This is a genomic window from Maricaulis virginensis, assembly GCF_027922185.1.
GTDB lineage: Bacteria > Pseudomonadota > Alphaproteobacteria > Caulobacterales > Maricaulaceae > Maricaulis > Maricaulis virginensis.
In genome coordinates this window covers 572722-590917 of record NZ_BSFE01000001.1, presented here as the reverse complement: position 1 = coordinate 590917, position 18196 = coordinate 572722, and the positions used below count along the sequence as shown (strand labels likewise).

General features: G+C 67.0%; 16 protein-coding genes and 1 tRNA gene. 11 read left to right on the top strand and 6 right to left on the bottom strand.

Going from position 1 to position 18196, the window contains the following annotated elements:
- Positions 1 to 56 precede the first annotated feature (56 nt).
- From PKE71_RS02880 to PKE71_RS02865, 4 genes are all read left to right on the top strand, one after another.
- On the top strand, positions 57 to 866 hold the full coding sequence (locus PKE71_RS02880; protein WP_271185447.1) for an enoyl-CoA hydratase/isomerase family protein: 810 nt from the start codon (positions 57 to 59) through the stop codon (positions 864 to 866).
- On the top strand, positions 863 to 2083 hold the full coding sequence (locus PKE71_RS02875; protein ID WP_271185446.1) for an acyl-CoA dehydrogenase: 1221 nt from the start codon (positions 863 to 865) through the stop codon (positions 2081 to 2083). Before PKE71_RS02880 ends, PKE71_RS02875 begins: the two co-directional genes overlap by 4 nt.
- Before the next feature lie 82 nt (positions 2084 to 2165).
- Entirely contained in the window at positions 2166 to 2900 is a 735-nt protein-coding gene (locus PKE71_RS02870) for a tetratricopeptide repeat protein (protein WP_271185445.1), read from the top strand.
- Positions 2901 to 3073: 173 nt separating this feature from the next.
- Positions 3074 to 3164 (top strand) — tRNA-Ser (locus PKE71_RS02865).
- A gap of 147 nt (positions 3165 to 3311) precedes the next feature.
- On the opposite strand, the gene PKE71_RS02860 is transcribed toward PKE71_RS02865, so the two are convergent.
- On the bottom strand, positions 3312 to 4112 hold the full coding sequence (locus tag PKE71_RS02860; RefSeq protein WP_271185444.1) for an alpha/beta fold hydrolase: 801 nt from the start codon (positions 4110 to 4112) through the stop codon (positions 3312 to 3314).
- Positions 4113 to 4181: 69 nt separating this feature from the next.
- Positions 4182 to 5012 carry an alpha/beta fold hydrolase gene (locus tag PKE71_RS02855; RefSeq protein ID WP_271185443.1) on the bottom strand — a complete coding sequence of 277 codons (831 nt, stop codon included), beginning with the start codon at positions 5010 to 5012 and terminating at the stop codon, positions 4182 to 4184.
- Between the two features lie 132 nt (positions 5013 to 5144).
- Here PKE71_RS02855 and PKE71_RS02850 point away from each other — a divergent pair, with 132 nt between their 5' ends.
- Positions 5145 to 6107 carry a GlxA family transcriptional regulator gene (locus PKE71_RS02850; RefSeq protein WP_271185442.1) on the top strand — a complete coding sequence of 321 codons (963 nt, stop codon included), beginning with the start codon at positions 5145 to 5147 and terminating at the stop codon, positions 6105 to 6107.
- A 225-nt stretch (positions 6108 to 6332) separates the two neighbouring features.
- Here PKE71_RS02850 and egtD read toward each other — a convergent pair whose 3' ends face one another.
- On the bottom strand, positions 6333 to 7244 hold the full coding sequence (gene egtD / locus PKE71_RS02845) for an L-histidine N(alpha)-methyltransferase (protein WP_271185441.1): 912 nt from the start codon (positions 7242 to 7244) through the stop codon (positions 6333 to 6335).
- A 56-nt stretch (positions 7245 to 7300) separates the two neighbouring features.
- Positions 7301 to 8572, bottom strand: a complete 1272-nt coding sequence (gene egtB / locus PKE71_RS02840) for an ergothioneine biosynthesis protein EgtB (protein ID WP_271185440.1) — start codon at positions 8570 to 8572, stop codon at positions 7301 to 7303.
- Positions 8573 to 8815: 243 nt separating this feature from the next.
- Between egtB and PKE71_RS02835 the strand changes: the two genes are divergently transcribed.
- Both PKE71_RS02835 and PKE71_RS02830 read left to right on the top strand, forming a co-directional pair.
- Positions 8816 to 9940, top strand: a complete 1125-nt coding sequence (locus PKE71_RS02835; RefSeq protein ID WP_271185439.1) for a THUMP domain-containing class I SAM-dependent RNA methyltransferase — start codon at positions 8816 to 8818, stop codon at positions 9938 to 9940.
- A gap of 61 nt (positions 9941 to 10001) precedes the next feature.
- On the top strand, positions 10002 to 11057 hold the full coding sequence (locus tag PKE71_RS02830; RefSeq protein ID WP_271185438.1) for an SMP-30/gluconolactonase/LRE family protein: 1056 nt from the start codon (positions 10002 to 10004) through the stop codon (positions 11055 to 11057).
- 8 nt (positions 11058 to 11065) lie between these two features.
- Here the strand turns inward: PKE71_RS02830 and PKE71_RS02825 are convergent, their stop codons facing one another.
- The gene (locus tag PKE71_RS02825) at positions 11066 to 12928 is read right to left on the bottom strand and encodes a winged helix-turn-helix domain-containing protein (protein ID WP_271185437.1); all 1863 of its coding nucleotides are present in this window, start codon (positions 12926 to 12928) and stop codon (positions 11066 to 11068) included.
- A 259-nt stretch (positions 12929 to 13187) separates the two neighbouring features.
- Here PKE71_RS02825 and PKE71_RS02820 point away from each other — a divergent pair, with 259 nt between their 5' ends.
- The 4 genes from PKE71_RS02820 to PKE71_RS02805 all read left to right on the top strand — a co-directional run bounded on the left by PKE71_RS02820 (position 13188) and on the right by PKE71_RS02805 (position 17557).
- Positions 13188 to 13529 (top strand): UrcA family protein, encoded by a 342-nt coding sequence (locus PKE71_RS02820; protein WP_271185436.1) that lies wholly within the window; start codon positions 13188 to 13190, stop codon positions 13527 to 13529.
- A gap of 171 nt (positions 13530 to 13700) precedes the next feature.
- Entirely contained in the window at positions 13701 to 15782 is a 2082-nt protein-coding gene (locus PKE71_RS02815; RefSeq protein ID WP_271185435.1) for an amidohydrolase family protein, read from the top strand.
- Positions 15783 to 15914: 132 nt separating this feature from the next.
- Entirely contained in the window at positions 15915 to 16766 is an 852-nt protein-coding gene (locus PKE71_RS02810) for a diacylglycerol/lipid kinase family protein (protein ID WP_271185434.1), read from the top strand.
- Positions 16763 to 17557 carry a metallophosphoesterase family protein gene (locus tag PKE71_RS02805; RefSeq protein WP_271185433.1) on the top strand — a complete coding sequence of 265 codons (795 nt, stop codon included), beginning with the start codon at positions 16763 to 16765 and terminating at the stop codon, positions 17555 to 17557. Before PKE71_RS02810 ends, PKE71_RS02805 begins: the two co-directional genes overlap by 4 nt.
- Here PKE71_RS02805 and PKE71_RS02800 read toward each other — a convergent pair.
- Entirely contained in the window at positions 17548 to 18186 is a 639-nt protein-coding gene (locus tag PKE71_RS02800; protein WP_271185432.1) for a response regulator transcription factor, read from the bottom strand. The genes PKE71_RS02805 and PKE71_RS02800 overlap by 10 nt on opposite strands.
- Positions 18187 to 18196 lie beyond the last annotated feature (10 nt).

Genomic DNA, 18196 nt, shown 5'->3' with positions numbered 1-18196 from the left:
CAAGCCAGTACAAAGCCGCCGGCCGGCGGCGTTCCTTATCGACTGCAACGGGCCCGATGGAAACCGAACCGCTCCTGATCCGGCATGATGGCGATATCGCCGAACTCGTGCTCAACCGCCCGGGCAAGCGCAACGCCTTCACCGAAGCTATGTGGGCGGGCCTGCCGGACCTGCTCGATACGCTGGCCGAACGCTGCCGCGTGCTGATCGTGCGCGGCCAGGGCGACCATTTTGCCTCCGGCGCCGATATTTCCGAGTTCGAGGAGATCTACGCCACCCGCGAGCGTGGCGAGGCCTATTCGGCCAGTATCGCGCGCGCCCTCGATGCGCTGGCCGATTTTCCCCATCCCACCATCGCGATGATCCGCGGCTCCTGTATCGGCGGCGGCTGCGGCCTGGCGCTGGCCTGCGATCTGCGCTTTGCCGACGACACGGCGCGCATCGCCATCACGCCCGCCAAGATGGGCCTGCTCTACCCGTTCAACGACACCAAGCGGCTCGTCGATGCGGTCGGCGGATCGATGGCGAAGGACATGCTGTTTTCCGCGCGCCAGCTCGACGCGGCCGAGGCCGAGCGCGCCGGCCTTCTGGACCGCCGCTTCGAACCGGCACGCCTGGAGCCGGAAACGCGCGCCTACTGCACGCGTCTTCTGGACATGTCGCCCCTGTCCGCCACATACACCAAGAAGATGATTTCACGCGTCCTGGAGGGCCAGGACCACGACACGGACGAAACCCGCGCCTGGTTCGCCAACGCCTTTACCAGTGCGGATTTCAAGGAGGGCTATCGCGCCTTCCTCGACAAGCGCAAACCGGACTTCTCGCAAGGAGGAGCCGACATCCACAAGGGGACGGACGAGCCATGAACGACAGACCCGCCATCAAGGCCAAGGATGCACCCGATCTGGCCGGTTTCGACTGGCAGGATCCGTTCCGCCTCGACGATCAGCTGACCGAGGAAGAACGCCTGGTCCGCGACACGGCACATGCCTACGCCCAGGAAAAGCTGCAGCCGCGCGTGATCGAGGCTTTCCGCGAGGAAAAGACCGACCCGGCCATCTTCCGCGAAATGGGAGAACAGGGTCTTCTGGGCTGCACCCTGCCGGAAGAATATGGCGGCGCCGGTCTGGGCTATGTCGCCTACGGGCTGGTGGCGCGCGAGGTCGAGCGGGTGGATTCCGGCTATCGCTCGATGATGTCGGTCCAGTCCTCGCTGGTGATGTATCCGATCTATGCCTATGGCTCGGAAGAACAGCGTCAGAAATACCTGCCCAAGCTGGCTTCGGGAGAGTGGATCGGCTGTTTCGGCCTGACCGAGCCGGATGCCGGTTCCGACCCGGCCGGCATGAAGACGCGGGCGGAAAAGATCGAGGGCGGCTACCGGCTGACCGGGTCGAAGACCTGGATTTCCAACTCGCCCATCGCCGACGTCTTCGTGGTCTGGGCCAAGTCGGAGGCGCATGACGGCAAGATCCGCGGCTTCGTGCTGGACAAGGGGCTTAAAGGCCTCTCGGCGCCCAAGATCGGCGGCAAGATCTCGCTGCGCGCCTCGATCACCGGCGAGATTGTCATGGACGGCGTGGAAGTCGGCGAAGATGCGCTCCTGCCGCACGTCTCGGGCCTGAAAGGCCCGTTCGGCTGCCTCAACCGCGCCCGCTACGGCATTTCCTGGGGCGCCCTGGGCGCGGCGGAATTCTGCTGGCACGCGGCGCGCCAATACGGGCTGGACCGCAAGCAGTTCAACCGCCCCCTCGCCCAGACCCAGCTCTACCAGAAAAAGCTCGCCGACATGATGACCGAGATCTCGCTCGGCCTGCAGGCCAGCCTGCGCGTGGGCCGGCTGATGGACGAAGCTGCGGCTGCGCCGGAGATGATCTCCATCGTCAAACGCAATAATTGCGGCAAGGCACTCGATATCGCCCGCATGTCCCGCGACATGCATGGCGGCAACGGGATTTCCGAGGAATACCAGGTGATCCGCCACATGGTGAACCTGGAAACGGTCAACACCTATGAAGGCGCCCACGACGTGCACGCCCTCATCCTCGGCCGCGCACAGACCGGGCTGCAGGCGTTTTTCTGACGTTGAAGTTGCAGCATTGCTGCATGCGCCCTATCACAGAATCCGGTGCGCCCGATATCGCGCCGGATTCTGGGGAAGGTTGATGCCGGTACTGCTTGGGTTGCACGTTCTTGTCGCGCTCGCCTGCGCGATCCACGCCGTTCGGACGGGTCAGCCGATGTACTGGCTCTTCATCCTGTTCATATTTCCGGCTCTGGGGTCGGCGGTCTATGTGCTGGCCGTCATCCTGCCGGGAGCGGCGGGCAGTGCGACGGCGCACAAGGCCCGCGCCGCGGCGCAAAAGGCGATCGATCCGGGCCGCGAGGCCCGGGCTGCGCTGACCCAGGTCGAGATCAGCCGGACACCGGGCAGTCTCAAGCGCGCCGCCGACGCGCTCCTAGAGACCGGGCGTGGCGAAGACGCTCTGACCCTGGCCCGCGAGGCGGCATCCGGCGCTTTTGCAGAGGATGAGGGCATCCTGTTCACCCTCGCCCGTGCCCAGTTCGCGACGGGGCAGTACGATGCGGCTCTGGCAACGCTTGATACGCTGCGGGACGCGCATCCCGACCTGCGTCATCCGGAGGGGCATCTCCTGTATGCGCGCACGCTGGAAGCACTGGGCCGTACCGGAGAGGCGCTGACCACCTATGCGGCGGTCGCCGACTACTACCCCGGTCCGGAAGCTCGCGCGCGCTGGGCAATGCTGCTCGAGCAAGAAGGTGACGCGGAAACCGCCCGGGCCCGCTGGCAGGAAATCATGGCCGCCGCCAGGCACGCTCCGAAATTCGTCCTGCGCACGCACCGCAAATGGCTGGACATGGCGCGCAGCCGCGCGTGAGTACAAGCCTGCGCAGTCAGCGGCGCATGCCAAGCTGCGCCTCATCGTCCCAATGGACCTCTCGCCCGATCTCCGCCGTAGATGAGCGGAGCCTGCACAATGAATGCACCGGGATGCACAGCAGCCGCACCTCGCACTTGATGCCCCGCTCCGCGCCCTTTAAACCGGCACGTGGAGAGGTGGCCGAGTGGTCGAAGGCGCTCCCCTGCTAAGGGAGTATACGTCAAAAGCGTATCGTGGGTTCGAATCCCATCCTCTCCGCCACTTTTCGCCCCTTCCCGCGAGCCGCCCCGGCCTCCGATACCGCGGGTTTACAACCCTTCGGGCTGCAGAGGGCGCGCCGGCAAACCGCAACACGCGTGCGACCGGCGGCGCATGGCCTCCGGTCGCGGGACGCGTGTTCAGGACTGGTCAGTCGGCGGACGCGAGGGCCTCGCGTGCGGCTTCGTCGATGGTCCGGGCCACGATTGCTGGCTGGGTCATGAAGACAGCGTGGCTGGCAGAAACCTCGGTGACCCTGGCCCCGATACGTTCGGCCATGTGGTGCAGCATGGCCTGGGAGAAGGCCTTGTCCTCGGTTGCGATCACCGCCCAGCTGGGTCTTGTCCGCCAGGCCGCGTGCTGCAGCACGGTGCTGAAAGCACCCATATTGATCGGCACCTGGGAGTCCCGCATGAAAGCGGCGTCCGCATCGCCGACATCATGGGCGAAGCCGGTCTGGAAATGGTCCGGCGCGACAAAACCATAGCCGTCATCGGCGACATCGAGCACGAATTCGGGTGACGCGGTGAAGCCCTCATATTGCTGCGCCGTGGTCTCGCCCGCGTCCGGCGACAGCGCCGAGACATAGACCAGCCCGGCCACGTTCGGGTGGAGGCCGGCCTCGGTGATCACCGTGCCGCCCCAGGAGTGGCCGACAAGGATCGCCGGACCGTCCAGGCGGTTCAGCGCCCGGTGGGTGGCGGCCACGTCATCGGCCAGCGAGGTCAGCGGGTTCTGCACCAGGGTGACGCGGTATCCGCGTGCGGTGAGATCATCATAGACACCGCGCCAGCCGGAGGCGTCGGCAAAGGCGCCGTGTACCAGCACGACATTGCGGATGGTCTGGTCGCCGGGGATTGCGGTCTGCGCACCGGCCTGGCCGGTTACGCCGAGCGCGCCCGCGATGGTGGCCGCGGCGGCCGCGGCGAGGACAGTTGGAAGACGGGTCATGTGTTCGATCCTGGAGTGAGAGGGACTGGATTTGACGGGCCACACCGGCTGGCGCGGCCCGTCACGGCATCAGCTGCGGGCGAAGGCCAGCAGATCGGCATTGACGAGATCCGGGTGCGTGGCGAAGAAGCCGTGCGACAGCCCGGGGTAGGTTTTCAGCGTGCCGTTCTGCAGCAGCTTGATCGCCTTGTGCGCCGAGTTCGCGATCGGCACGACCTGGTCGTCCTCGCCATGCAGCACCAGCACCGGCACGGTGATCGCTTTCAGGTCCGCGGTGAAATCGGTTTCCGAGAAGGCCTTGATGCCGTCATAGTGCGCCTTGGCACCGCCGCTCATACCCTGCCGCCACCAATTGTCGATCAGGCCCTGGCTCACCTCGGCACCCTCGCGGTTGAAGCCGTAGAACGGCCCCGAGGGGACATCGCGGAAAAACTGCGCCCGATTGGCGGCCAGCGCGGCACGGAAGCCGTCAAAGACCTCGAGCGGCACGCCGTCCGGATTGCTCTCATTGCGGACCATGATCGGCGGAACCGCCCCGAGCAGAGCCGCCCTGGCCACCCGGCCCGGCTCGGCACCGGCCACGTAGCGCGCCACCTCGCCGCCACCGGTCGAGTGACCGACATGAATGGCGTTGCGCAGGTCCAGCGCCCGCGCCAGATCGGCGATGTCGGCGGCGTAGTGGTCCATGTCGTGCCCGTCCGGGACCTGCGCGGAGCGGCCATGGCCCCGGCGGTCGTGGGCGATCACGCGATAGCCCTGGCCCAGGAAGAACAGCATCTGGTTGTCCCAGTCGTCGCTCGAGAGCGGCCAGCCATGGTGGAAAACGACGGGCTGGGCGTCCTTCGGGCCCCAGTCCTTGTAGAAGATTTCCGTACCGTCGCGGGTCGTGATCGTTGCCATGATAAAATGTCCTTCGGTTGGTGCGGTGCGGGCCCGATTGCCCGCAGCTCCGTTTTCTGTGTGGACAGAGATAGGCAGATGGGTGCACGGAGGGGCGTGGCGAATCCGACAACAAGAGAGGCAAAACCGACAATGCCGCACGCGCCTGCGCCCGTGGCCGAAATCGGCCTGCTGATTTATCCTGACTGCCAGCTCTCCGCGATCTACGGATTGACCGACCTGTTCCGCATTGCCGGCGAGTGGTCCGGAGGGCGCACGATCCGCGTGTCGCACTGGGAGGCCGGTGCCGGGGATGTCGCCTGCGTCTGGGACAGCCATCCGGATCCGGCGCACCGGCTCAGCCATGCCATTGCCCCGCCCAGCCTGGTGATGCCCGAACGCATGGCGCCCGTCCCGCGTGCGGCTCAATGGCTCAGAGCGCAGCATTCACAGGGCACCGTGCTGGGGTCGGTGTGCGCCGGTGCCTTCATACTGGCCGAGACCGGCCTGCTGAACGGCCGCCGCGCCACAACCCACTGGGCCTTCGCCGAACAGCTCGCCCGGCGTTTCCCGGACATCCGGCTCGCCGAAGACCAGATGGTTCTGGACGACGGCGATATTGTTACCGCTGGCGGCATCCTGGCCTGGACCGATCTTGGCCTGACCCTTGTGGAGCGATACCTGGGTGCTGCGACCATGCTTGCCACGGCGCGCTTCCTGCTTGTCGATCCGCCGCGCTCCAGCCAGCGGCCTTTCGCCGCCTTTATCCCGCGCTTCGACCATGGCGATGCCGCCATCCGCCGGGCCCAGCACCATCTTCACGCGCGGTTTTCCGAGCCTCTCCATCAGTCCGACCTGCATGCCGTGGCCGGGATGACAGAGCGGACCTTCCTGCGCCGGTTCTCCGCTGCCACCGGGCACCGGCCCAACGCCTATCTTCAGCAGGTTCGTATCGCCAGGGCGCGCGAAAGTCTGGAACGCACGCTTGAGCCGGTGGACCGGATTGCCTGGAATGTCGGCTATGCCGATCCGGCCGCTTTCCGCAAACTCTTCCACAAGCTCGTCGGTACCACGCCCGCAGCCTACCGGCAGCGTTTCGGCATCGCGACGCGCTGACGCCCGCGCGGCCGCCTGCGCCGTTGGACTACCGACGGGGTACGGACCTGCGCGCGCGACCGGCAGGACTGGCAAGAATCATGGCCACACGCCGGCACACCGCCTCCGCCAAACCGTTTTCGATCGTCCGCATGTCCGCACGGGCGCCGTCGCTGGCGGGGCGTGGTTTTGTTGGCGTGGCGGTCATCGCTGCGGCAGCAGCGGCGTTTGGCGGCAGAACGCCCCTCAGGCCCGCCCGAGCAACAGCACGGAGAAGAGCTGGCCGGGGTCCGTATAGGTTGCTTCGCGTGACCAGGCCCCGGCCGCCAGCACGGCGTCCAGCTCGTCCAGATCGAACTTGCGGGAGTTTTCCGTGTGGATGGTTTCGCCGGCGGCGAAGTCGAAACGCTTGCCGCCGATCGTCACGCTCTGGTCGGCGAGGCTGACAAGATGCATCTCCATCCGGCTGTCCGCCTCGTTCCAGCGGGCTTCATGCCGGAAGGCGTCGAGATCGAAGTCGGCGCCCAGCTCGCGATTGATCCGCACGAGGAGATTGCGGTTGAAGTCCGCGGTCACGCCCTGGGCGTCGTCATAGGCCGGGATCAGGATATCCGGGCTCTTCTTCAGATCGACGCCAAGCACCAGAAGCCCGTCCGGACCCAGCTCCTCGGCGGCACCGGCCAGGAAGGTCTCGATATCGGCATCGTCGAGATTGCCGATGGTGGAGCCGGGAAAGAAGCCGACCCGGCGCGCCCGCGGGTCGATATCCGGCAGCGGGGGCGGGACCAGAAAATTGCCGACGACAGGATGGATGGGCAGTTCGGGATAGTCCTGCTGCAGAAGCGGCTTGGTCTTGGCCAGCATGTCTTCGGACACGTCGATCGGCACATAGCCGGCCAGCGCCTCAAGGGCGTCGAGCAGGATCCGCGTCTTCACCGACGCCCCGGCACCGTATTCGACCAGAACGGCCCCCTCGCCGATCCGCCGCGACAGGTCCGGCGCGGCGGCGGTGAGGATCGCGGTCTCGGTGCGTGTGGGATAGTATTCCGGTAGCGCCGTGATGTCCTCGAACAGATCCGAGCCGCGCGCATCGTAGAGCAGGCGCGAGGGCAGCGTTTTCTGGCGGCCGGCAAGGCCTTCGAGAACATCGTCCAGCATGATTTCTCCGCTTGGGGTGGTCTGGGTGGATAGAGAAGACAGGATGGGCCGCCGCGTCAGCGTGTGTCGCGTGCCAGCCGGAGCCCCGTGAATTGCCAGCGTTTCGCCGGATGAAAGAAATTGCGGTAGCCGGGACGCGCATGGCCTTCGGCCGTGGCGCAGGAGGCGCCGCGCAGCACCATCGTGCCACTCATGAATTTGCCATTGTACTCGCCGATCGCGCCGTCCGGCGGGCAATAGCCCGGATAGGCGGCAAAAGCGCTGGACGTCCATTCCCAGACATCCGTGTAAAGCCCGTGCAGCGCGCCCGGCTTTGCCGTGCGGGCGGCATGCTCCCATTCCTGCTCGGTCGGCAGACGGCCCCCGGCCCAGCGGGCGAAGGCGTCGGCCTCGTAGTGGGAGACATGACAGACCGGCGCATCGGGATCGACCGGCTGCGCGCCGCGCAGGGTCATCGTGTGCCAGCCGTCCGGCGTGGAGAACCAGTAAAGCGGTGCCTGCCAGCCTTCGGCCTGGCATTGCGCAAACCCGTCCGACATCCAGAAGGCCGGGCGCGCATAGCCGCCATCGGCGATGAATTCGAGCCATTCGCGATTGGTCACGACGCGGCTGGCCAGTTCGAACGGGTAGAGCCGGGCCTCGTGCACCGGCCCTTCGCAATCATAGTGGAAACCGTCCGGATCGCTGCCGATGGCGGCCAGCCCGCCCTCGAACGCCACCCACTGCGCCTCGCCCGCGACGGGCTGCGGCTGCGGCGCATCGGCCGCATAAACCGGCTTCAGCGGGTTCTGGGCGAACAGGTGGAGAATGTCGGTCAGGAAGAGTTCCTGATGCTGTTCCTCATGGGCCAGGCCCAGTTCCAGCATGGCAAGCGCGCGGGCATTGCCGTCCGAGAGGAGTGCGTGCATGTGCCGGTCGACGTGCCGGCGATAGTCGAACACCGCCTCCAGCGTGGGGCGGGTCAGCATGCCGCGATGCGGCCGGGCATGCCGGTCGCCGACCGCGTCGTAATAGGAATTGAACAGGAAAGCGTAGTCGGCGTCGAAACGGGCCGCCTCGCCGCGCTCCGGGGCAATCACGAACGCCTCGAAGAACCAGCTTGTATGCGCCAGATGCCATTTCGCCGGACTGGCATCGGGCATCGACTGCACCGTCGCATCGGCATCGCTGAGCGGTGCGGCGAGCGCCACGGTCCGTCCGCGGACACGGGCAAACCGGTCAACCGCACTCCCGGCCTTCAAGGAACCGGCCGGTTCACCGGTCTCGCCACGACCTGGCCGGAGAGCCTGGATACGGTCTTCGATCGTCTCGGAGATGTCGTGAGCCATCGCCTGCTCCGTCGCGCTCGTTGCGTCCGCATAGCGGAGCGCCGGAGGGATATCCACCCCCTTGCAGGCCGCGATGCCGGGATCGGTCTACACAAGCAGGTGAGGTCGCGGCGTGCAACCGCAACCTCCCGCAAACCGGGCCTTGTCCGGTCTGTCCGGTCACAACGGTGTCAGGAGGTTCCGGTTCCGCGTCCACCGCACGGCAGCGTCGCGCCCGCCCCCGAACGCCGCTAAACAGAGGACATGAGCACGGACGACACATTCGAGATTTTCCTGGCAACCGCTCCCGGTCTGGAAACCGCCCTGGCAGCCGAGCTGGACGCACACGGCTTTGCCGGGGCCACGGCCTCACCGGGCGGTGTCATCGTGCAGGGCGGATGGCCGGATGTCTGGCGGGCCAATCTCGTCGTGCGCGGTGCCAGCCGCATCCTGGCCCGCATCGGGGCTTTTCGTGTCGTCCACCTGGCGCAGCTGGACAAGCTGTCGCGCAAGTTCGACTGGGGCCGGGTCCTGCGCAAGGACGTGCCGGTGCGCGTCGAGGCGAGCTGCCGCCGTTCGAAAATCTATCATGCCGGTGCGGCCGCCCAGCGGGTCGAGACCGCGCTGCGCGAAAGCTTCGGCGCAACGGTCGAGGACACGGCACCGGTCTGCGTGCGGGTGCGCATCGAGGACAATGTCTGCACGCTCAGCGTCGACACCTCCGGCGAACTCCTGCACCGCCGCGGCCAGAAGGAAGCGGTCGCCAAGGCGCCGATGCGCGAGACCCTGGCCGCCCTCTTCCTGCGCGAATGCGGCTATGACGGCCGCGAGCCCGTACTCGATCCGATGTGCGGCTCGGGCACTTTCGTGATCGAGGCCGCCGAGATCGCGGCCGGCCTGCCCGCAGGACGCTCGCGCGACTTTGCCTTCGAGCAACTGGCCTCGTTCGACCCTGCAGCGTGGGACACAATGAAATCGCAGGCCCTGGCCGCGGCGTCCCCGCCCGGCGGCTTGCGCTTTTCCGGTTCCGACCGCGATGCCGGTGCGATCCGCATGGCCACCGCCAACGCCGCCCGCGCCGGGGTTGCTGGCTGGACGGACTTCTCTCAATGCCCGGTCGCCGACCTGCAACGCCCCGACGGTCCGCCCGGTCTGGTGATTGTCAATCCGCCCTATGGCGGCCGCATCGGCAAGAAGGCGGCGCTGGTGACCCTGCACGGCACGCTCGGCCAGGTCCTGCGCAGCCGCTTTGCGGGCTGGCGGATCGGACTGATCACGACGGATTCCGCACTGGCACGCGCCACACGCCTGCCTTTCGGCCCACCCGGCCGGCCGGTCGATCATGGTGGACTGAAAGTCCGTCTCTACACGACCGGCACGCTTAAATAGTCATCGCATCTTCCCTGCCCCCGGGCTTGGCGGATATTCTCCGGCAAAACGGGAGGGGCGCATGCGCTTTGTCATCATCATTGCAGCCATACTGGCCGCCATACTTGGCCTGGCCGCCTGGGGGCCGGGCTCGCTCAATGCGATGCATTTCGAGCCGCCCCTGCCCGATCCGGCGCTTGCGGCCCGGTTCGAGACCGAGACAGCGCCCCTGCGCCAGGAGCGCGAGGACCTGCATGGCGCGGAGGATCTGGAGCCCGGTCCGGACGGCCGTCTCTATGCCAGCCTCGCCGACGGGCGGATCATGGCGCGCGGCCCTTCCGGCGACTGGGAAATGGTGGCGGAGACCGGCGGACGCCCGCTCGGTCTGGCCTTTGGGCCCGACGGCACGCTGTTCGTCGCCGATGCGCGGCTGGGCCTGTTGCGCCAGACCGAGGGCGGCTGGCAGACTTGGCTGGCACCGGCGCCGGACGGCCCGCTGGTCTTTCCCGACGATCTCACCGTGCTGGAAGACGGGCGGATCGTGATGACCGACGCCTCGCTGCGTCACGGCTATGGCGACCACATGGCGTCCTTCTTCGAGGGCGACCAGACCGGCCGCGTCCTGCTGGTCACCGGTTCCGGCGCCTATGAGGAACTGGCCACCGGCCTCGGCTTCATCAATGGTGTCGATCATGACCCCGAGACTGGCCTGGTCTATCTCAACGAGACCTGGACCGGCCGTATCTGGCAGCTCGATCCGGATACCGCAGAGATGTCGGTCCTGATCGAGGGCCTGCCGGGCTATCCGGACAATCTGGAATTCGACCGCGAGAGCGGACTGGTCTGGGCCGCCATGCCATCCCCCCGCGCCATGGACCTGGAAGCCCTGCACCCGCGCCCCTTTGTCAAACGCCTGGCCTGGCGCTGGATCCAGCTGGCCGGTCCGCCGCCCCTGCCCGCGCGTCCGCCCATGGCCATCGCCGTCGACACGGACGGACGCCCGGCGTTTGCCTTGCGCGGTCCGGACGATGGCGCCGACGGCATCACGACCGCCCTCGTCTGGCATGGTGAGCTCTGGACAGCCGGTCTCGCGCGCGACGGGATCACGGTGTTTCCGGCGCCAGGCGACAGCGAGTAACGGCCGGATCAACGCGCAATGCGGGAGACGATCTCGCGCTCGCAGACCGTGACCATGTTCGGCCGCCGGCACACATCCGGACGTGTGCCGGTCGCCTGCCAGAAATCGACCAGACCGAACGCGTCCGCCCGCTCCCACATCGCGGCCCCGGTCCACAACGGATCGAACTCGGGATAGTGCAGGACCACGGCGAGCTGGGCCGCACGCGGATCGAACAGCGCGATATTCTCCATCGCCTGCGCCCAGTCCTGCGTGACGGCGTGCATGCGCGCGACCTGTGTGGTGTCGATATTGTCGCATCCGTCCAGATCGACGCGCTCGGCAACGGGAACACCGTCCCGCCGGGCTGACAGGTATGCCAGGGCACACGGATGTGCCTCCGGCGGCAACACGGCCCGAACGATCTCCACCGCGGCCTCCGGCTCGCCATAGTGCAGCTGGGCGACCATGGCGAGCCCCTGCAGACGGCGGGCGTCGGGAAACAGGCGGCTTTTCTGCTCGATGAAGGCAACCGCCTCGGAAGCCAGCCCGCGCTGGACAAGAGCCAGAGCCATGAAGGTCGAAGTCTGGAAGTGTACCGGCCAGATCGCTTCGAGGTCCTCGGCCAGCCTGAAGGCCTCGAGCTCCTGCCCGGTCTGCCGCAGGATATCGAAATAGCGGTTCTGGACCTGCAGGCCGAGCCAGCTGGAACGGGGCAGTGTCGCGAACACCGCGACCTGCTGCTCGCGGCTGCTGCCATACACCGAGGCCAGTGCTTCGGCGTAGGCCAGGACAGGGGCATCGGGATCAAGCCTGCGCGCAGTATCGATCAACCCGTTCGCCGCCTCTGCGACCTGCCCGGCGCGCGAATCCGCCTGGGCAAAGAAATGCTGCTCGGGACGCGACATCAGCGCCACGGCATGCAGGCCATGCATGAAGGCGCTGTCCGGGTATTGTTCCAGCAGGTCCGCTGTCAGTGTTTGCGGCTGGACAATCTGTCCGCCCGTTCGCACCAGGGCACACAGGGCAAGGAACTGGCTGACAACTCCTGTATCCGCAGCGATTCCGGGCTCGGCAAGGCTGCGCAATTCGCTCAGGCAGCGCAGATCGGCGGTCAGCACCATGGCGATATGACGAACCAGATCGGTGGCCGCCCGGCCATCCCGCTCGAACGGCTGGGTCAGCAGTACCGCTCCGCTCTGCCGGTCCGTCAGATTTACGCTCAGCGGCCCGGCCCGGTCGGCATTCGCGGCCTCGCCTGCAGACACGACCGACGCCACAAACTCCGACCGCGCCGGCGTGACTGCGAATACGGCGCGATCGACATTCAGCGCCCGGAAGGCCCGGTCGAGCTCATGCCCCGTTTCGCCCGGCATGTCGAAGCGCAGCGCGACGGCACCCTCGATCAGCCCCGGCCTCGGCCAGGCGAGGAAAAGGGCAGCGAATACGGTCAGGCCCGCGACTGCGCCTGCGCCCCATACCCAGCCCCGGCCGAAGCGTGACGGTCCGGAGCTTGACTGGCCAGGGCGGGCAGGCTGCGGCGTTTCGCGCCGCGGCTCCAGTTCCACCACCGCGCAGGTCAGGCGATAGCCGCGCTTGGGCAGGGTCTCGACCAGGGCATCGCTGCCGAAAGCCCGCAACTCCGAGCGCAGGCGCGAGACCGCTCGCGTCAAGGCTTCGTCATTACCGATGATATCGCCCCAGACGGTGTCGAGCAGGGCCTCGCGGCGAACCCCTTCGCCGGCGCGCGCGGCCAGTGTGCACAGCACGTCCATCACGCGGGGTTCCACCCGGCGGTTCATCTCGCCGCGGGTCAGTGTGCCACGGCCGGGATCCACCAGAATCCCGCCCAGCCGGAATGGCACATGTATCGGCGCAGGCCGCTCGGTCATCCCCCACCTTCCGAATTCTCGCGTCGAGCCGACAGATTTGTCCAGGAACGGCGCAAGAGCTAGGGCCGATCGGATCAAAAAACCTGACGAAAACCTCCCGAGCCGCAGATCGGTACAACTTTTTTCGCCCCCAAACCCTTTCAGGAGCGAATTTTTCTCCAACCGTGATCGCGGAGGTTGTTTCCGTCGGCAAAGCGTCAGGACCCGACAGCCGCAATCCGGTGAGATGTCCCGGCATCACCAGACACGGGAGATCGTGATGATCCGCACAACCAGCCTCGCCCTCGCCGCCATCCTGCTCTCCGGCACGGCGCTACAGGCCCAACAGTCCGAGCGCGGCCAGGCCGGCCGGGACTATGTCGTCCAGAACTATGAGCTGAGCACGGATGCCGGCCGCCGCGCGGTCCTGCGCCGTCTTGAGCGTGAAGTCGCCGCCGCCTGCGACTCGACACGCCGCATGTCGCTGCCGCGCGTCCGCGCTGCGGACAATTGTCACCATGCCGAGCTCGATCGCGTCGTCTCCGCCCTTGGCGACCCCCGCCTTCTGGCCCTGCACCGCAATGATCGCGCGGTGCAACTCGCGAGCGCGGATCGTCACTGACCGCGCGGGCCAGCCGGACGCCGCGCGGAATCCCTCCACTGCGGCGTCCCGACCGCCTGTGCTGCGGGCCATGGCCGCGCACAGGCGGTTCTTCATTGTCCACACGCCGGTAGCAGACAGGCCCGGCTTTCGGTGCTAACCCGGATGGGAAAGAGACATTCGGGGAAAGCCATGACACTGACACTTCGGCCGGCGCTGCCGGTCCTGTTCGCTGCAGCGCTGTTTGCCTGCAGCCCGGCATCGGACACCGAGACCGCGACGACAGAGACAGCCGGAACGGCCGCGCAGACCGCCGAAGCCACCCGCTTCACCGTCATGGTCGGCGGAACGGCGATCGGCGCGCTGGAAGTCACCCCGTCCGGCGACAGCTATTCGCTGGACTATGAGTACCGCAATAATGGCCGCGGCCCGACGCTGGCCGAAGAGATCACGCTGGACGGCGCCGGCATGCCGCTGAACTGGACGATCGAGGGCGCCACGACCTTCGGCAATCCGGTCGATGAGAGCTTCGAATATGCCGACAGCGAGGCCCGCTGGACCGACACGACCGGGTCCGACCAGGCGATCCCGGCGGAACCGGCCTTCTACGTACCCCAGAATGCCAGCCCCTACTGGCTCGCCATCGCTGCCCGCGCCCTGATGGACAGCGAGGACATGTCGCTGCCGGCCATCCCCGGCGGCACGCTGCGCCTGGCCGAAATGGAAAGGCTGGATGTCTCCGACGGCACGGATACGCGCACGGTGACCAGCTATGCCCTGTCCGGCACCTCGCTCGACCCGACCTATTTCCTGATGGATGGCCGGGCCTTCTTCGGCGTCATCAGCCCGCGTTTCTCGGTGCTCGCCGAGGGTTTTGAAGGCGAGGACGAACGCCTGCGCGAACGGGCCACCGAATATGGCGCCCGGCGCTATGAAGACATGCAGACGCGCTACGCCCACAATTACGGCGCGCCCGTGCGGATCCGCAATGTGCGGGTCTTCGACTCGGTGAACGCGACCCTGGGCGAGCCGGTCTCCGTCGTGGTGGTCGACGACACGATTGCCGCCATCGAACCGCTCGATGCCGAACCTGTCGACAGCGAAGTGATCATCGACGGCAATGGCGGCACGCTGGTGCCCGGCCTGTTCGAGATGCACGGCCATGTCGGCGAGGACGACGCGATCCTCAACATCGCTGCCGGCGTCACCTCGATCCGCGATATGGGCAATGACAATGAAGTCCTGGGCGAACTGATCGAGCGCATCCGGACCGGCGAGATTGCGGGCCCGCGCATCTTCCGGTCCGGCTTCATCGAAGGCCGCAGCCAGTACAACTCCAATAATGGCATCATCGTCGAGAGCGAGGCGGAAGCCGTCGCCGCCGTCGAGACCTATGCCGAGGCCGGCGATTTCATCCAGATCAAGATCTACAACTCCATCAATCCGGACTGGGTGCCGGCGATGATCGAGACGGCGCACGCCAACGGGCTGCGCGTCTCCGGTCACGTCCCGGCCTTCACCAATGCCGACGCCATGATCGCGGCCGGCTATGACGAGCTGACCCATATCAACCAGCTCATGCTGGGCTGGGTGCTGGAGGACGGCGAGGATACCCGCACCCTGCTGCGCCTGACGGCCCTGCGCCGCTTGCCCGCCCTCGACCTGCAGAGCGCGCCGGTGCAGTCGACGCTGGATGCGATGGCGGAGCGCGGTGTGGCGATCGATCCCACCCTGGCCATCCACGAAGCCCTGCTGTTGTCGCGCAATGGCCAGGTCTCGCCGGGCACGGTGGACTATATCGACCATATGCCGGTGGGCGTTCAGCGCTCGGCGCGCAGCGCCTGGGCCGATATCGCGACGCCCGAGGACGACGCCAATTACGCCGGCGCCTTCGACCAGGTCCGGGAAACCATCCGCATGATGCACGAGCGCGGCATCTTCATGGTGCCCGGTACTGATCTGGGCGGCGCCTTCGCCTATCATCGCGAGCTGGAACTGTACCAGTCAGCCGGCATGAGCCCGGCCGAGATCCTGGCCTGGGCGAGCCATGGCATGGCCGACTATCTGGGTGTTGCCGACCGGCTCGGCTCGATCGCGCCGGGCATGCGGGCCGACTTCTTCCTGGTGCCCGGAAACCCGGTCGAGGACCTCGCCGACATCAAGACGATCTCGCTCGTCTCGTCCGATGGCACCTTCTACTACCCGACCGAAATCTATCCGGAATTCGGCATCGAACCCTTTACCGAACTGCCCGGCGTGGCCGTTCCGAACTGACCGGGCAGCCGGGACCTCTGTCCGCGTTGGGGGAGAGGTCTGCACGGTCATCGCATCGCCAGTAACGCCTGCAACCTGCAGTGTGCGGGAACGCTCGCCCCATATCTGCGTTACCTGTTGAGGAGGACGTAGATGGCGAAGCTGGCACTGGTGATCAACCGGACCTCGGGGCGTTTCGTGCGCGGCGATACCGATGCACTGGCCGAAGAACTGACAGCACACCCGGCGATCGACGCGGTCTGGGAGTTCGGCGAGGACGATATCGAGGCCCGTATCCGCGATGCGGACACACAGGGTTTCGACGGGATTGCCATCGCCGGCGGTGACGGCACGATCCAGGCGGTCGCCTGCATGGCGCACCGCAATGGCGCGAAATGTCCGCTGCTGCCGCTGCCGCTGGGCACGGCCAACATGCTGGTCCACCGGCTCTACGGCCACCGCAGCGCCAGCGAGATGCTCGACACGGTCGGCGACACGCGCGTCAAGCCGTTCCGGCCCGGACTGGCCGGAGAGGAGATCTTCCTGGTCGCCGCCGCACTGGGCTTCCCGTCAACGGTCGCCCGGGCCCGCGAAATGGTGCGCGAGGCAGACGGTGTTCCGCCCCTGCCCTCCCTGTCGCGCCGCATCGCGGCGGCAGCCCGCCACGCCTTCAAACCCCGTATCCGGTACTGGCTGGACGGGGACGACCGCGACCGCAAGCGCGCCAGCGGCATCTATGTCGACCTCGACGGTGAAGCCGGGGACATGGCCTATGTGGCCGTTCACTGGCGCAATATCGGCGATGTCGCCTGGGCCGGCCTGACCCTGCTGACCGACATCCATGATGGCGAGCGGCCGGGCGTCAGCGGCCGGACAGCCTGCATCGAGGCCCGCTCCCGCAAGCCGCTGGCCCTGATGCTGGACGGTGAACCCGTCTTCATGCCGGGCAACCTCACCATCACACGCTCCGACACCCCTATCCGCTTCCTGAACTGGACAGAATGACCAAGCTTTTCCAGATCGCCGACCTTCATTTCGGTGCCGAGGACAGAGATCTGGTCGACGCCTTCGTCGACCTGTGCAACGCCTCCCGGCCCGATGCCGTCATTGCCGCCGGGGACTTCACCCAGAGCGGCCGCAAGAGCGAGTTCGACGCTGCCGCCCGCTTCCTTGGCCGTCTCGACCCGCCGGTTGTCGGCATTCCCGGCAATCATGATGTGCCCTCGCGCGCCCTGCACAGGCGTTTCACGACGCCCTGGCGGCGCTATGAACGCTCGGTGGGCCGGCACATGGCATCCAGCCTGGAAGACGGGGCACTGCATATCGAGGGCCTGCGGACCGCCCGGCGGGCGCAATGGCAGCCGGACTGGTCTCTGGGGCGCATCGGCCGGCCCAGCCTGGGCCGCGCGCTCGACCTGCTGGCGGAGCGCGATGCCGATCTCCGGGTGCTCACCTGCCATCACCCCATCCTGGCACCGGGTGGAAACCGCGGCCGCGCCCGCACCGCCCGGGCCGGCACGTCGGTCACCACGATTGCCGAACATTGCGACCTGGTTCTGACCGGCCATCTGCACGAGACCTTCGCCCTGCCTGCCGAGGGCCCGTCGCACACCTGCTGGTTCGTCGGCGCAGGCACGACATTCTCGCGCCGCACGCGCGGCGAGCCGGCCGGCTTCAACGTGCTCGACATTTCCGCAGACACGATCCGCGTCACGCATCACATCGCGGACGAGGACCGGCCCGCCTTTATCGTCCGGGACAGCCGGGTCCTGCCCCGGCGTGAGGGTCAGTACTGACCGATCTGCATGGCGGCGCGCACCAGCTGGGCCGTGGAATTGAGCCCGAGCTTGGCCATGATGTTCTCGCGGTGTTTGCGGACGGTGGAGACACGGACCGCCAGATTGTCCGCAATCGTGTCGACGGAATGTCCCCGCGCGATCTCGCGCAGGACGTCCCGCTCGCGCACGGTGAGGCTTCCGGCCTTGAGCACGCCGCCCTCCTCCTCGTCAGCATCGGGCTGACGTTTCGGGGTCCGGTGCGGCGGCGCCTCCGCCACGGCATCGATCGCGGCCAGCAGGCTGTCCCGCCCCGCCTCCTTGTGCATGAAACCGTCCGCGACGGCGGCCAGGGCCGCGCGCTCGCGCTCGTCCATGTGGGATCCCGTCAGCAACAGGAAGCGCGTGTGCGAACCGGCTTCGCGCACGCGTTCGATCACTTCCAGACCCGTCATGTCCGGCAGGGCGAAATCCACGACGGCGATATCGGGCTGCTGTTCCTGGAGAAGGACAATGGCGCTCTCGCCGTCCTCGGCAGAGCCGGCGAGTTCATAGCCCGCCTGCATGGCGATCGTGCCGCTGACGGCCTCTCGGACGATGGCGTGATCGTCGATCACCACCACGCGCCTGGAATTTTCCACCTTGGTCATGGTGTTGGCC

Coding starts and splice junctions, on each gene's coding strand:
- PKE71_RS02860 (WP_271185444.1), bottom strand. CDS start 4,112: ATGACCCGTCTTCCAACTGTCCTCGCCGCGGCCGCCGCGGCCACCATC.
- PKE71_RS02870 (WP_271185445.1), top strand. CDS start 2,166: ATGCCGGTACTGCTTGGGTTGCACGTTCTTGTCGCGCTCGCCTGCGCG.
- PKE71_RS02880 (WP_271185447.1), top strand. CDS start 57: ATGGAAACCGAACCGCTCCTGATCCGGCATGATGGCGATATCGCCGAA.
- PKE71_RS02820 (WP_271185436.1), top strand. CDS start 13,188: ATGATCCGCACAACCAGCCTCGCCCTCGCCGCCATCCTGCTCTCCGGC.
- egtD (WP_271185441.1), bottom strand. CDS start 7,244: ATGCTGGACGATGTTCTCGAAGGCCTTGCCGGCCGCCAGAAAACGCTG.
- PKE71_RS02800 (WP_271185432.1), bottom strand. CDS start 18,186: ATGACCAAGGTGGAAAATTCCAGGCGCGTGGTGGTGATCGACGATCAC.
- PKE71_RS02850 (WP_271185442.1), top strand. CDS start 5,145: ATGCCGCACGCGCCTGCGCCCGTGGCCGAAATCGGCCTGCTGATTTAT.
- PKE71_RS02855 (WP_271185443.1), bottom strand. CDS start 5,012: ATGGCAACGATCACGACCCGCGACGGTACGGAAATCTTCTACAAGGAC.
- PKE71_RS02835 (WP_271185439.1), top strand. CDS start 8,816: ATGAGCACGGACGACACATTCGAGATTTTCCTGGCAACCGCTCCCGGT.
- PKE71_RS02825 (WP_271185437.1), bottom strand. CDS start 12,928: ATGACCGAGCGGCCTGCGCCGATACATGTGCCATTCCGGCTGGGCGGG.
- PKE71_RS02805 (WP_271185433.1), top strand. CDS start 16,763: ATGACCAAGCTTTTCCAGATCGCCGACCTTCATTTCGGTGCCGAGGAC.
- PKE71_RS02810 (WP_271185434.1), top strand. CDS start 15,915: ATGGCGAAGCTGGCACTGGTGATCAACCGGACCTCGGGGCGTTTCGTG.
- egtB (WP_271185440.1), bottom strand. CDS start 8,572: ATGGCTCACGACATCTCCGAGACGATCGAAGACCGTATCCAGGCTCTC.
- PKE71_RS02875 (WP_271185446.1), top strand. CDS start 863: ATGAACGACAGACCCGCCATCAAGGCCAAGGATGCACCCGATCTGGCC.
- PKE71_RS02815 (WP_271185435.1), top strand. CDS start 13,701: ATGACACTGACACTTCGGCCGGCGCTGCCGGTCCTGTTCGCTGCAGCG.
- PKE71_RS02830 (WP_271185438.1), top strand. CDS start 10,002: ATGCGCTTTGTCATCATCATTGCAGCCATACTGGCCGCCATACTTGGC.